This is a genomic window from Streptomyces sp. NPDC020747 (genome assembly GCF_044334695.1).
Classification (GTDB): Bacteria; Actinomycetota; Actinomycetes; order Streptomycetales; family Streptomycetaceae; genus Streptomyces.
Genome location: NZ_JBIRTJ010000007.1, coordinates 60822 through 73639, shown reverse-complemented (window position 1 = coordinate 73639; position 12818 = coordinate 60822). Strand labels below are relative to the sequence as shown.

General features: G+C 67.9%; 11 protein-coding genes and 2 pseudogenes. 9 read left to right on the top strand and 4 right to left on the bottom strand.

The genetic code is table 11. The features are described 5' to 3' along the window. The first annotated feature begins 23 nt into the window (after window positions 1–23). Entirely contained in the window at window positions 24–737 is a 714-nt protein-coding gene (locus tag ACH4YP_RS19830) for an SDR family NAD(P)-dependent oxidoreductase (protein ID WP_398491495.1), read from the top strand. Between the two features lie 299 nt (window positions 738–1036). Here ACH4YP_RS19830 and ACH4YP_RS19825 read toward each other — a convergent pair whose 3' ends face one another. Continuing rightward, on the bottom strand, window positions 1037–1909 hold the full coding sequence (locus ACH4YP_RS19825) for an alpha/beta fold hydrolase (protein ID WP_398491493.1): 873 nt from the start codon (window positions 1907–1909) through the stop codon (window positions 1037–1039). 359 nt (window positions 1910–2268) lie between these two features. On the opposite strand from ACH4YP_RS19825, the gene ACH4YP_RS19820 reads away from it, so the two are divergent. Next, window positions 2269–2814, top strand: a complete 546-nt coding sequence (locus ACH4YP_RS19820; protein ID WP_398491492.1) for a pyridoxamine 5'-phosphate oxidase family protein — start codon at window positions 2269–2271, stop codon at window positions 2812–2814. An 85-nt stretch (window positions 2815–2899) separates the two neighbouring features. Here the strand turns inward: ACH4YP_RS19820 and ACH4YP_RS19815 are convergent, their stop codons facing one another. Beyond that, window positions 2900–3397: a hypothetical protein gene (locus ACH4YP_RS19815; RefSeq protein ID WP_398491490.1), complete on the bottom strand. Its 498-nt coding sequence runs from the start codon at window positions 3395–3397 to the stop codon at window positions 2900–2902. A 306-nt stretch (window positions 3398–3703) separates the two neighbouring features. Between ACH4YP_RS19815 and ACH4YP_RS19810 the strand changes: the two genes are divergently transcribed. Then, the gene (locus ACH4YP_RS19810) at window positions 3704–5128 is read left to right on the top strand and encodes a Tat pathway signal sequence domain protein (RefSeq protein WP_398491488.1); all 1425 of its coding nucleotides are present in this window, start codon (window positions 3704–3706) and stop codon (window positions 5126–5128) included. A gap of 59 nt (window positions 5129–5187) precedes the next feature. On the opposite strand, the gene ACH4YP_RS19805 is transcribed toward ACH4YP_RS19810, so the two are convergent. Further along, the gene (locus ACH4YP_RS19805; RefSeq protein WP_398491486.1) at window positions 5188–5559 is read right to left on the bottom strand and encodes a hypothetical protein; all 372 of its coding nucleotides are present in this window, start codon (window positions 5557–5559) and stop codon (window positions 5188–5190) included. 285 nt (window positions 5560–5844) lie between these two features. Here ACH4YP_RS19805 and ACH4YP_RS19800 point away from each other — a divergent pair, with 285 nt between their 5' ends. The 5 genes and pseudogenes from ACH4YP_RS19800 to ACH4YP_RS19780 form a co-directional block, all read left to right on the top strand. Next, on the top strand, window positions 5845–6498 hold the full coding sequence (locus ACH4YP_RS19800) for a TnsA-like heteromeric transposase endonuclease subunit (RefSeq protein ID WP_398491484.1): 654 nt from the start codon (window positions 5845–5847) through the stop codon (window positions 6496–6498). Next, window positions 6486–8546 (top strand): Mu transposase C-terminal domain-containing protein, encoded by a 2061-nt coding sequence (locus ACH4YP_RS19795; protein ID WP_398491483.1) that lies wholly within the window; start codon window positions 6486–6488, stop codon window positions 8544–8546. Before ACH4YP_RS19800 ends, ACH4YP_RS19795 begins: the two co-directional genes overlap by 13 nt. After that, window positions 8531–9586: an ATP-binding protein gene (locus tag ACH4YP_RS19790; RefSeq protein WP_361056132.1), complete on the top strand. Its 1056-nt coding sequence runs from the start codon at window positions 8531–8533 to the stop codon at window positions 9584–9586. The genes ACH4YP_RS19795 and ACH4YP_RS19790 overlap by 16 nt, the downstream gene beginning before the upstream one ends. Next, a complete protein-coding gene (locus ACH4YP_RS19785; protein WP_398491481.1) occupies window positions 9583–10227 on the top strand; it encodes a TniQ family protein in 645 nt (214 codons plus the stop codon). Before ACH4YP_RS19790 ends, ACH4YP_RS19785 begins: the two co-directional genes overlap by 4 nt. 34 nt (window positions 10228–10261) lie before the next feature. Beyond that, window positions 10262–10783 (top strand): annotated as a pseudogene (locus ACH4YP_RS19780) (class I SAM-dependent methyltransferase); the annotation flags it as partial. Window positions 10784–10846: 63 nt separating this feature from the next. Here the strand turns inward: ACH4YP_RS19780 and ACH4YP_RS19775 are convergent. Beyond that, window positions 10847–12421, bottom strand: a complete 1575-nt coding sequence (locus tag ACH4YP_RS19775; protein ID WP_398491479.1) for a TIGR03086 family metal-binding protein — start codon at window positions 12419–12421, stop codon at window positions 10847–10849. Between the two features lie 133 nt (window positions 12422–12554). Between ACH4YP_RS19775 and ACH4YP_RS19770 the strand changes: the two are divergent. Next, a pseudogene (locus ACH4YP_RS19770) lies at window positions 12555–12761 on the top strand (SAM-dependent methyltransferase); the annotation flags it as partial. Between the last annotated feature and the right edge of the window lie 57 nt (window positions 12762–12818).

Below are 12818 nucleotides of genomic sequence, written 5' to 3'. Positions count from 1 at the left end.
AGAAGTACGCAAAGGAGCGCACCATGCCTGCACCCACAGCTCTGATCACCGGTGGAACCAGCGGTATCGGCAAGGCGACCGCCGAACTGCTCCACTCCCGCGGCTACCGCGTCATGGTCACCGGCCTCGGCAATGTCGCCGACACCGGACTTCCCGAAGACGTCACGGCTGTCCGGGCCGACGCACGGTCCCTGCCGGACATCGACCAGGCGATCGACCGGGCGCGCCGGCAACTCGGCTCCCTCGACCTGCTCTTCCTCAACGCGGGCATCTCCCGCCCCGGCCCGATCGAATCAACCGATGAAGACGCCTTCGACGCCCTGTTCGACATCAACGTCAAGGGAAACTTCTTCACCCTGCAAAAGGCGCTTCCGCTCCTCAACGAGGGCGCCTCGGTCGTGTTCAACGTGGGCGCCGCCGAAGGGCTCGGGGCCGCGATGACAGCCGCCAAGGGCGCTCTGCTGCCCCTCATGCGGTCCCTTGCACTCGAACTCGCGCCCCGCCGCATCCGCGTCAACGCCGTCAGCCCAGGACTGATCAACACCCCTGCCTACAGCAAGATGGGTGTCTCCCAGGAAATGATCGACTCCTGGGCCCGGGACGTCCCGCTCGGCCGCGTCGGCACTCCCGCCGACATCGCCGAAGCCGTGGCCTTCCTCGCCTCGGACGCCGCCGGCTACATCACCGGCGACAACCTCACCGTCTCCGGCGGCATTGGTGTTCACTCCAACGCCTGACGAGAACGCCTGACGAGTAATTCGGCTCTGACCTGGAAGGTTCACCGGGTCCAATGCTCAGGCTGCGGCCCGGGCGAGCCGACGGCCCGTGCGGGAAGCCGGCCCCGCCACTTCGTTCTCCTCCACGGACAGATGAGCCGCCCTCCTCCCATGCCCGTGAGCTCCGCCGCGCCCTTCTTGCTCTCACGACCGTGAACGTACGTCGAGTGAGCCGACGGCGGTTGCCTGGCTCACGTCCGAGAAGACCCATGGAGTGGATGCCCGAGGCCGCTTCGCCGACCGCAGGTCATCGCTGCCCATCAGCAGTTGTCGGTGTGGTCCAGGATCGCGGTGGCGAGTGGAGCATGCACCTCACGGGGGAGTGCGTGACCCATGCCGGGTATGTCCACGATGCGTGCGCCGTGGATCGCCTGGGCGAGGTGGTGGGCGTGCGGTGGCGGGGCGACTGGTTCCGCCGGGGCGGAGATCACGAGGGTGGGCACGCTGGTCTGAGCCAGCTGCTCGGTGCGGTCCATTCCGGAGGCGTCGGCACGGGCATGCGCGGTGCTCGTGTTGTAGTGCCCAGCGTGTTCGACGACCTTCCGTTCCAGGGCGCGGGCGTACTCGGCGTCGAAGGGAAGCTGGTCGCCACCCAGGACCCGCCAGTGCTCGACCCGCCGCTCAAGCTCGGCTTCCAGGCCCCGGTCCTTCACGGGTCGGGCCCACATCTCCAGCAGTCGGGGGGCGATGCCGGGGAGTTCCTCGGGCGGGATCCGTGTTCCGTCCGGGTGCACGTAGGGGACAGTGCTGAGTGCGCTCGTGCCGATCAGGGTGGCACTGAGCAGGCGGTCGGGATGGTCGGCGACAAGAAGCTGGGCGAGCATTCCGCCCAGCGACATGCCCACTACGTGGGCGCGTTCGACACCGAGACCGTCCAGCACGGTGACGGCGTCTTCCGCGAGTTGATTAAGAGGGTAGGGCCGCTGGTCGAACGGCCAGGTGGAGCGGCCGGTGTCGCGATGGTCGTAGCGGATCACGTGGTGGCGAGAGGCGAGCATGTCCACCAGTTCGTCCGGCCAGCCCAGACCGGACGCTTGCGCACCCATGATCAACAGCAGTGGAGGCGCATCGGCGGAGCCACGATCCTCCACCCACAGTCGTATACCGGGCGCTGCGTCGACCAAGCGTTCCATGATGCTCCTCTGTCCTTCCTCATCGAGCGATACGAGACGTATCGTATCGCTTGCGGGAGGTGGTGTGGCCTGACATCCCCAATCACGACGTACGAGGCGGATGTCGGCGGTTCGAAATCGTCTGCACCCGCCAGGCACAGGAAACGGCTAAGGCCCAGGTCAACCGGTGTGAAGTCGGATGCCTGGGCCTTGATCTTTTTCGGCGACTTTTCGGCGTCGCTCATGTCCGCGCGACTCTGCGGACACGTGTCCCTAGGGTCGTGGGGGAACGTTCGGCGAGGATGTCGAGAACTGTGTGGCGGCTCCGTCCCAGGAGCAGAAGCGGCCACCGTGGCCGTACGGCTCTCAGGAGGCTCGCCATGACGAACGACCGGATCGCCGAGATCCTCAACCGCCCGCTGAGCCAGGAGATGCTGGCCCGTGACCTCTGCCGTCTGGCCTACGTGGCCAAGGACGGGACGCCGCGGAACGTCCCGATCGCCTTTGCCTGGAACGGCAAGGAGGCCGTGATGTGTACGTCGAAGAACGCGCCGAAGCTGGCTTCGCTCCGTCGGAACCCGGCCGTCGCCATCACGATCGACACCGAGGTGCACCCGCCCAAGATCCTGCTCGTCCGCGGCACTGTCGAACTCGACGAGGTCGACGGCATTCCCGAGGAGTACCTCGAGATGAACGGCTCCTACGGGATGACGGCCGAGCAGCGGGTCGAGTGGGAGGCCGAGGTCCGCTCGCTCTACGACGGCATGGTCCGCATCGTGATGACGCCGACGTGGGCGAAGCTGATCGACTTCGAGACGACCTTGCCCAGTGCCGTCGAGGAACTCGTCCAGCAGCGTGCGGAACGTCAGCAGCAGAGTGGCGACACCGTGGTGCAGCCCGACGAGCCGGGAACGTCGACGTCATGACCGGCCGACGCGCGGAGTGAGCCACCCGGCCTCGGTCGGAGGGGCCCACCCTCCCGGCCGCTGGGCCTTGGTCGTTGTCGGGAAACTACGCCGGGTCCGAGGGGCTCGGCGGGCGGGAGGGCGCCGGGGCGATGAACTGTTCGATGTCTATGCCCCGGGACCTGAGGTGGTCCTCCGCGTTGTCGGCCAGGCGTCGGTAGTACGGCCAGGTGGGGATGCCCGGCCAGAAGGCGTCTCGGTGCTCAAGGAATGACCTGGAGGCGTACTTCATTCTGGTCAGAGACGGTGCCCAGAGATCGAGTATTTCCTTTTCGCTCACATACTTCTTGTGGCAGTACAGGCCCGCGGCGTCGAGCGCGGACAGCGCCCGATTCGCGCTGGCGTAGTCGGGCTCGCTCAGATCCTCGATTCGACCGGCTCGCGCGTGCAGTTCGAACAGGACTCGTCTGCCGTTCTGCAGATCGGGACTGATCAGGAGTTCGTGGAGTTTGAGGAACACGTCTCGTTGATCCTTGCGTCTGCTGACGAAGAGCGAGATGAGGCTAAGGATGACTGCGATGGTCGAAATGGTGATCGACAGCATTCTCTTCCAGTCTCGGTCGGAGCTCGGATTTCTCGGAGCTCTCGGTGCTGCGGGGCGCCATGCTTCATGTGCCGTACGCGACGCGCCGTACGTTCATACGCCATGGAGCATCGCCCGTCGTGTTCGATGTGGTCAACGGCGGACCGGAGCAGGGGAGTTGTGCGCCTTGCCCTCGACCGGTCAGGTCTCAACAGGCGTGTGTGTCAGGGGCGTTGACCTGGTACCCGTGTGTCAGCACAATGAGCGCGCACTCTTGAGAGCGCTCTCAGGGCGGGTGCTCCTCGTACTTCGTTCTCAGGGAGAGTCATGATCGGCAGGCAAGGTCCGGCGTTCAGTCGTCGTGCGCTCATCGGTACCGGGCTCGGTGTCGGTGCCGCGGTGTTCTCCGCAGCCGGCTCCGGGGTGGCGTATGCCGCCGGAGGTGCGGGTGCCGGGAGTTCCGCTCAGCGGCGAGGTCACACGTTTCTGGCTGCTGCCATGGATGCCTATCCGGATCATGGGAGCGTTCGGCTGGCGCAGAGTTACAGCGATCAGGCGGGGCTGTTCAGCACGGCGTTCACGTATGACAACGCTCTGGCGGTTCTGGCTCATCTGGCGGGTGGGACCGGCGATGGGCGGGCCAGGGCCGTGGCGCTCGGGGACGCGCTGCTCTACGCCCAGGAGCATGACCCGGTGTACGACGACGGCAGGTTGAGGCAGGCCTACAACGTCGGGCCGTACACCTTCTTCGACGGGGTGCTGCAGCCCGACGGCTTCGTGCGGGCCGACGGTAGTGCCAACGTGGGTACGCAGTTCGGGTTCACGGGTACGGCCGTGGGGGACATGGCCTGGGCGGGGATCGCGCTCAGTGCCCTCGCCCGGCGGACCGGGGCCCGCCGTTTTCTCGACGGTGCCGTGCGGATCGGCGCGTGGATCGAGCGGGTCGGGCGCACCGACGAACCCCTCGGGGGCTACAAGTTCGGGGTCGACGGGGCCGACGAGAAGTTGCCCTTCACCTCCACCGAACACAACACCGATCTGGTCTGTCTGTTCGGTCGGCTCGCGCTGCTCACCGGCGACCGGGTGTGGCGGGAGCGGCGTGCGCGAGCCGAGGCCTTCGTCAAGAGGATGTGGGAGCCGGCCGGGGGCTTCTTCTACACCGGCACCGATGACGGGGTGACGGTCAACAAGTCCCCGATTCCCGAGGACACCCAGACCTGGACCCATCTCGCCCTCGGCTCCCGGTCGGAGGCCCGTCCCTACTCCCGTCCCTACTCCCGCTCGTACTCCCGGGCGTTGGACTGGGCGGCGGCCGAGCTGGCCGTGCTCGACCACGCCGACCGGCGGAACAGCACGGTGCCCGTGGGGCAGACGTACGAAGGGGTCACCTTCAGCTCCGCCAGTCTCGTGGCGAACGAGGACGCCCCCATCGCCGAGTTCCAGCCCAAGCCCGACCGCAATGGGGTGTGGTTCGAGGGGACCGCTCACCTCGCGCTCGCTCTGCGGGACCGGAACGGGCGCGGTGATGAGGCGAGTGCCCGACGGCTGGTCGCCTCCATCGAGCGGGCCCAGGATCTGCTCGGTGCCGGACAGACCGTCGGGGGTCGTGCGCTTCCCGAACGTTCCGGTGTCGTCTCGGCGAGCAGCCCGCTCGACACCGGGTTCGGCTTCGGCTACTACCCGTACCGGCACGTGGGGGCCACCGCGTGGTACCTGCTGGCGGCCACGCGCACCAATCCGCTGCGGGCCTGAACGATGAACGGCAGACCCGGTCCTCCGGGGCCGTACGAGGGGATGCCTCAGGGCCTACCTCAGGGGGTGGAGTGGCCCTCAGTCCCCGTCTCCCTTACGTGTGTCTCCGTCTCCCGTACGTGCTTGAGCGTCATCCGGGCGTCCACCTTCTCGGCGGCCGCGACCTCCGCCCAGAAGCGGTGGCAGGTCACGAAGACCGCGAGTTCGCGTTCGCGTTCGCGGAGCTTCTCCACCTCGGCCTGTTCGTCGGCCGTCCAGCCGGGGGAGGCGGGGCGCTCCACCTTGCGCCAGCCGTGGTCGTCGCTGAAGCCGTCCAGGGGCTCGACCGACCAGGGGAGCCGCTTCAGGAGGGCCAGAAGCTCGGCCCGGACCTGATGCAGCTCCTCCTGACCGGCCAGGAGGTCACTCGGGAAGTCATAGGTCGTAGCCACGCGACAATGCTACGCCTGTTCGATTTTGGGATGCGAGTTCCTTGGGGGACTCGAAAGAGAATGTGTCGCCGGTGTCCTGTGCCATTGAAGTTCGATCTTTGCCATCGAAGGTTGATCATTAGTAAGTTCGTGCCATCGAAGTTTGATCGGTACGGAGTGCGGGTGGTCAGGGGTGGCGGCGGGGCAGCTCGCGGGGCGTACGCGGATCCGAATCTTGGTGCGTTTGAGCTGGGGTTCTGGGAGGACGGCGTACAGGTTCGGCGGTCGCTTGGGGCCTGTTGGGGCGTGCGTTTCGAGCGTGCGGTACCGGTGCGTCCGTTCCGGTGGCCCAAGGGCGGGGAGAGCTTCGCGGGCTGGTACTTCTGCGCGACGACCGGCGGGCACATCGGCTACGAGTCGTGGCTGGAGCGGGACCGGCTGATCCTCCTGGACGCCGATCCGCAGGTGGCGGGGATCGCGTCGCAGCCGTTCTGGCTGCACTGGCACGACGGCCGGCGTCGGCGTCGGCATGCTCCCGACTACTTCGTTCGTCTTGCGGACGGGCGGGGCCGGGTGGTGGACGTCCGGGCTGCGGATCGTGTTGATGAGGCGGCAGCTGAGGCGTTCGTGGTGACGGAGAGGGCCTGCCGGGCGGTGGACTGGGAGTTCGAGCGGGCGGGGGTCCCTGATCCGGTGCTGATGGCGAACATGCGGTGGCTGTCGCGTTACCGCAGGATGCGGTGCCTGCGTCGGCACGTCGCCACTGAGCTGCTGGAGGTCTTCAGCGAGCCAGGCCCGTTGCGGCCGGGGGCCGCGAAGGCGGGTGATCCGCTGATGGTGCTGCCGGTGCTGTTCCATCTGCTGTGGTCCGGCGCCCTGGTGACGGACGTGAGTACGCGGCTGCTGGGCTCCGACTCCGTGGTCCACGCGGCGGCGAGGGGGCCGCGATGGGACGTCTGACTCGGCCGGAGGGACTGGCTGTCGGGGAACAGGTCCGGTTCGACGGGCAGGTCTGCCTGGTCCTGGCCGTCTCGGGCAGGTCGGTCACCCTGTCGGACATGGGCGGCACACCGCGAGCGGTCCCACCGGCCTTGCTGTTCGCCGACGACGACTTCGAGGTCGTGGACAGCTCGGGCCGGATGCCGCTGCCGCCGATGTCACTGCTGGAGACATTGCCGCAGGCGGCGCTGGAGAAGGCCCTGTGGTGGGAGGGCCACATCATGGAGGTCCTGCACGGTCTGCCGCCGGACGCCACAGCGGGCACGGAGCCGAATCCGCAGTACGCCTTGTCTCGTTCTCTGACCGCGCGGGAACGGGCGAAGGCGGTCGAACTCACCGCTGCGGGGCACAAGGTGACCGCGGGCACGGTCGCGAACCACCGGCGCCGTTACGAGAAGGACGGGGTGATGGGGCTGGCCGATCACCGGCCGGTCCGCAAGACGCCGAAGTACGGCACGGTGGAGGACGCTGTGGTTGCCGCGATGCGCCATGCGATCAGCGAGGCGACCGACGCCTCCACCCGCACCGGCACGTTCCTGCTCTGGCGGACCGAGCAGATCCTCAAGGCAGGTGAGGACGGCGGGGAGACGAAACTGCCCTCACGTCGCACGCTCTACCGGCTGCTGGACAAGCTCACCACCGGCACCCACACCACGGGCTCGGCAACAACGCGCAGATCACGGGCGCACGGGGCGAGCGCGCCGTTCGGTGAGCTGGCGGCGTTCGCGCCGGGTGAGGTGATGCAGATCGACTCCACGCCGCTGGATGTGCTGGTGCGCCTGGACGACGGAGTGGCGGGCAAGGTCGAGCTGACCGGCATGGTCGACGTCGCGACGAGGACGGTGACCGCGGCCGTGCTGCGGCCGACGACGAAGGCGGTCGACGCCAGCGTGCTGCTGGCCCGCACGGTCACCCCGGAGCTGATGCGGCCGGGCTGGGTCGATGCCCTGCGCATGTCCCGCTCGGTGCTGCCGCACCGTCGGCTTCTGTCCCTGGACGAACGTCTGGAGCATGCTGCCGCCCGGCCGGTGATCGTCCCCGAGATGATCGTCTGCGACCACGGCAAGGCGTTCATGTCGCGCAACTTCCTCGCGTCCTGCCGCTTCCTGCAGATCGATCTCCAGCCCGCGCACAAGGGCTCGCCCTTCGAGAAGGGGCACATCGAAAAGACGCTCGGCTCCGTGGGCACCCTGTTCACCCAGTTCCTTCCCGGCTTCACCGGCCGCAGCACCGAGCACCGCGGCCGGAACCTGGACAAGGAGCCGCTGTGGTCCCTGCTGGAGCTGCAGGAACTCCTGGACGAGTGGATCGTCGCCCAGTGGCAAAATCGCAAGCACGACGGTCTGCGGGACCCGGCCACACCCGGCCGGTCGTTCACGCCCAACGAGAAGTACGCCGCGCTCGTCGAAGCCTGCGGCTACGTCCCGGTCGCGCTGTCCGGCGACGACTACGTCGAGCTGCTGCCCTCGCTCTGGCGGGCGGTCAACGACTACGGCATCAAGATCAAGCGCCGTACCTACGACAGCCCGGCCCTGGCCGGACTGCGGCGCCAGCACTCCGGTGTCAGGGAGAAGAAGGGGTTGTGGGAGGTCCACCACGACCCCTACGACGTCGCCCGGATCTGGGTATGCAACCACCTCGCGGGCACCAGCTGGATCGAGGCCACCTGGAAGCACCTGCACCGCGTTCCGGTCCCCTTCGGTGATCTGGCCTGGGACCACGCCGCCCAGGGCCTGCCCGAGGCGACCGAGGCGGAGATCGCTGACGCGGTCGCCGCCCTGCTGGCCAGGGCCCACGCCGGCCCCGACCGGCCGGCCAAACCGAAACGGGCCGCCCGGGACAAGCGGGTCACTGCCCGCACCCGTGCCTCGGGCCCCAGCACGCCAGCTCACACTGCCCCGCCCGCGGCCGTCGGCCCAGACGAACCAGGCGAGGACACCGAACCGCTTGCCGAGGTGATCCCCCTGGGACTGTTCAATCCGCTCGAAGATCCATGGAGACGCACGTGATCTCTCCCGGCCACATACCCGACGCCGCCGTGAACACAGCGGACGATCAGGCCGGATACCAGCTGACCACCCTGCAGGGATGGCGCCGCTTCACCGCCGAGCCGCCTGGCCCGCCGGCGCTGTTGAGCGAGGACGAGTACGAAGGGCTTGAGCCGCTCCAGCGGGAGCTCTACGACGACGAACGGCTCGACCACCATGCCCGACTGCGTGTGGTCGCCACGTCCACGGTCCGGCACACCGTCACCTGCGGCCGTCGCCTGGTCCTGCTCAACAAACACGCGATCAGCGCCCGCCGCGGGCTGATCGTCTCCGGCCCCGCCGGCACCGGCAAGACCATCGCCATCACCCAGCTCGGACGGGCCCACGAACTCCTGGACCAGGCCCGGCATCCGACGGTGATCGGCCGGATCCCGGTCGTCTACATCACGGTCCCGCCCGCCGCGACCGCCCGCATGGTCGCCGCCGAGTTCGCCCGCTTCCTCGGCCTGCCGGTCCGGCGCAGCTCCAACATCACCGACCTCATCGAGGCCGTCGTGGGTGTCTGCACCGACACCCGCACGGGTCTGGTCCTGGTCGACGAGCTTCACAACATTTCACTCACCAGCCGCACGGGCGCGGAAGTCGCCGACACCCTGAAGTACTTCTCTGAGCGGATCCCGGCGACGTTCATCTACGCCGGCATCGACATCGAGCACTCCACCCTGCTGTCGGGAACCCGCGGTGAGCAGATCGCGGGCCGCTTCACCCTCATCCCCACCAGCCCGTTCCCCTACAACACGGAATGGAGGGGCCTGGTCGCCACGCTGGAGAGCACCCTGCTCCTGCACCGACACCAGCCCGGCACACTCACCAGCCTGGACCGTTACCTGCATGACCGAACCGGCGGCATGATCGGCGCCCTGTCCCACGCCATCCGCGGCGCGGCGATCGACGCCATCCTCACCGGCACCGAGGCCATCACCAAGAAGTCGCTCGCCGCGGTCCCACTGGACCACTCCGCGCAGTCCTTCTCCCGCACCGCCGCCGGGGCCCGTCGGTGAACGAGTACTTGCAGATCCCGCTCGCTCCTCTCCCCGTTGATGTCCGCCCCCGGCTCGGTGAGACGACCGTCAGTTACATTCAGCGCCTCGCGCGAGCCAACCATCTCAAGCCCAGCGAGCTGGTCCGACACCTGGCGCCGCCACCACACAAGACCGGCCACAGGCCAGCCCTGGTCCGCCTCGCGAAGGTCTGCGGCCGCTCGACCGACGTCCTGGCCAACACCCTCGCGGATGCCACACCGGCGCATCTCCCCGTCTGGACGAAGGACGACCTCCGACTCCGGCGCCGCGTCGCCTTGAGGAGCGACGGCTTCGACATGACCGGTCTGATCAAACAGGACGCCCGCTGGAACAAGGCCAGCCTGCGACAGATCGCCAATGGCCGGCAGATCCCGCTCTGGGGCCTCAAGAGGATCCTCAGCCCTCGCTTCCCCGATCCCAACCCCGCAGCACGAGCCTTCATGACGGAGGACAACTACCGCAGGATCAAGGCCCACTACTCACAGGGCCTGACCGCCACGGAGACATGGCGCTGCTTCCTCGACAACCACGACTCCTGGATACCCCTGACCACCATCACGGCGCTCTACATCACCCTCGCCCGAGAACCCCAGCCAGCCGAGTCCAGCGAAACTCAGTAGCTCTTCGGGGTCGGCTCTGCATACGTTCGGCCGCATGGCTGACGACTGCTTCGGGCATCCACGACTCGCCGCGATCTACGATCCGCTCGACCCCGACCGCAGCGATCTTGACGCCTACCTCCAGATGGCAGAAGAGTTCGGGGCGCGCCAAGTTCTGGACATCGGCTGCGGCACAGGGGTGTTCGCACTTCTCCTGGCCGACCGCGGGGTCGACGTCGTCGGCATCGACCCCGCCCAGGCATCCGTCGACGTTGCCCGGGCCAAACTGGGCAGCGACAGAGTGCGTTGGATCTGCGGTGACGCCACAGCCCTCCCGTCACTGCAGGTCGACCTCGCGACGATGACAGCGAACGTCGCCCAGGCCATCGCTGATCCGGACACCTGGCACAAGACGCTGCGGGGAGCCTACGAGGCACTACGGCCCGGCGGGCACCTGGTCTTCGAGACCCGTGATCCGGCCGGACGAGCCTGGGAAGAGTGGACCCGCGGGAACTCCTACCGCGTGACGGAGATCCCGGGCATCGGCTCCGTCGAGAGCTGGGTCCAACTGATCGAGTGTCGGCGTACACGCGAACGTACTCAAGCGAGTACACGGGAATGCGGTCGCGCCGGCCGCTCGTCACGTGACAGTGCGGCCCAGATAGGCGGCGAGACGGTGGAGCGGGTCGGCGTCATCAGGGACCGGCTGCGGCGGAGCGAAGGAACCGGCGGCAGTGCGGGGCAGATCGCCGTAGATCTCGCGTACGACGGGGAGTGCGGTCTCAGCGACGTGTTGAACGGTGTCGTAGGGATGCCCGATGGCCTGGGCCAGGTCCCAGCCGTGGACCAGCATCTCGATCAGCAACTGCTCGACGAGCCGTCGCCCGGGAGCAGGCCCGTAGCGCCGTTCGAGCATGCCCGGGCGTCTGAAGGCCGCCCGGGCGGCCTGGGATGCGGTGCGGAATGCCGCGACATGGTCATCGCCGAGATGGTCGGCGGTGAAGTCGGAACGGGGAGTTCCGTCGGCCAGGCCGGCCCACAGCAGGTTCTCCCAGACCAGGTGATTGAGGAGGGTGCGAACATCCCAGTCGGCGCAGGCCGTTGGCCGGTCGAACTGGCCCGGCTCCACCGCGGAGACGAGCCCGCCGACGGCGTCCAGGACTTCGTCACAGGCGTGGAGCACGCCGGTCGGTTCCCACGCGTCCTGCCCGACGTCGTACAACTCGGCGAGTTGCGCGGCTCGTGCACCGGGTTCAGGATGCGCCCGCAGAGCCGTCGTCAGCCATCTGCCGGCTGCCGCCATGCTGGGCCGCACGGGCCGGCCGTTGATGATGCACAGCAGCTGCCAGTACCGCTCCATGTGTGTGTCGGAGGCGACTTCGAGCTGCTCAAGGAGTAGACCTCTGGCCTGCGCGTTGTCGACAAGCTCCGTTCCGTCCGGCGCAGCCTGCGTGGGGAGCCAGGTCGCCACGATGGCCGTGACGACGGGATCGGCGGCCGGCGAGTCCGGGGCAATTCCTTGCGCCGTCGCTGTCTCCACCCGCCGCAGCCAGTCGTCTGTCGCCCGTTCCGCGTCCCGCAACGCGCTGTCGTCGTGCTCGCCTGGGTGGTGTTCGGCGGCGTAGTGGGCCATACGGCGCACACTGGCGCGCAGAGCCGGATTCCCGACGAGTTCGCCCAGTTCGAGCCAGGCGTCGACCTGCTCGTCGGTGGGATCGGCGGGCAGATCAGGGGTGGCCGCCAGCAGGCCCCGTCGGTAGGTGGGTACGTCCAGTTCTCCAAGGGTGTCGCTGACGAAGTCCTGGATGATGGCACGGCGTTCGGCGGCGGACATGCGCGCCAGCTCGGTCATGGTGGTGAGCCTCTCGGCAGTGGTGTTGCGGCGGATGACGGAGCGCAGCACGGCCTGCTGCGTTCGCAGCGTGCGGATCTGCTTCTCCAGCGCGTCGATGTGCGTCGCGGCCGTCTCTGGCAGGGTGCTCTCGCGCTCCAGTACGTCCCGGATCGTCGCCAGCCCCAGGCCCAGCCCTCGCAGTGTCTGCGCCAGCTGCAGCTGGCCCAGTGCCTCGGTGCCGTACAGCCGGTAGCCGGCCGGAGACCGACAGGCCGGGTGAACGACCCCGGCGTCCGACCAGTGCCGGATCAGCTTCACCGACAGGTCGGTTTTCCGGGCGACCTCCCCGATACTCCAGAGTGTGTTGTCACCGACGTGCATATGCTCCACCCTTGGGTCTCCCATGGAGGGAGAGTCAACAGGCACCCGGCCTCTGCCGGCCTTCGCCGTGGGATTCCACCGGGGGACGTTTCGGTGTACGCGGCTGGACACAAACAGTGGAACGCCGACAATCGAGGTGAGCTGGCCCCTGGTGACCTTCCGCTGGACCTGCATCTTCGCCGCGGACGGACACGTCATGACCTCGGACTCGACCCTGCGCTTCCGGGAGCGCAACGAGATTGAGACCGACCTGGCCGCCCAGGGCTACGTGGTGGAAGACGTGCGCGATGCGCCTGACCGGCCAGGCAGAGAGTTCGTCTTCCTCGCACGACGCCCCTGATTCGCAGTGATCCACGCCACTTAAACTTCGATGGCACACGCTCAAAGTTCGATGGCA

Excerpts from the sequence above, each read along its gene's own strand:
- ACH4YP_RS19795 (WP_398491483.1), top strand. The coding sequence starts at position 6,486 with ATGGGACGTCTGACTCGGCCGGAGGGACTGGCTGTCGGGGAACAGGTC.
- ACH4YP_RS19820 (WP_398491492.1), top strand. The coding sequence starts at position 2,269 with ATGACGAACGACCGGATCGCCGAGATCCTCAACCGCCCGCTGAGCCAG.
- ACH4YP_RS19815 (WP_398491490.1), bottom strand. The coding sequence starts at position 3,397 with ATGCTGTCGATCACCATTTCGACCATCGCAGTCATCCTTAGCCTCATC.
- ACH4YP_RS19825 (WP_398491493.1), bottom strand. The coding sequence starts at position 1,909 with ATGGAACGCTTGGTCGACGCAGCGCCCGGTATACGACTGTGGGTGGAG.
- ACH4YP_RS19790 (WP_361056132.1), top strand. The coding sequence starts at position 8,531 with ATGGAGACGCACGTGATCTCTCCCGGCCACATACCCGACGCCGCCGTG.
- ACH4YP_RS19775 (WP_398491479.1), bottom strand. The coding sequence starts at position 12,421 with ATGCACGTCGGTGACAACACACTCTGGAGTATCGGGGAGGTCGCCCGG.
- ACH4YP_RS19830 (WP_398491495.1), top strand. The coding sequence starts at position 24 with ATGCCTGCACCCACAGCTCTGATCACCGGTGGAACCAGCGGTATCGGC.
- ACH4YP_RS19810 (WP_398491488.1), top strand. The coding sequence starts at position 3,704 with ATGATCGGCAGGCAAGGTCCGGCGTTCAGTCGTCGTGCGCTCATCGGT.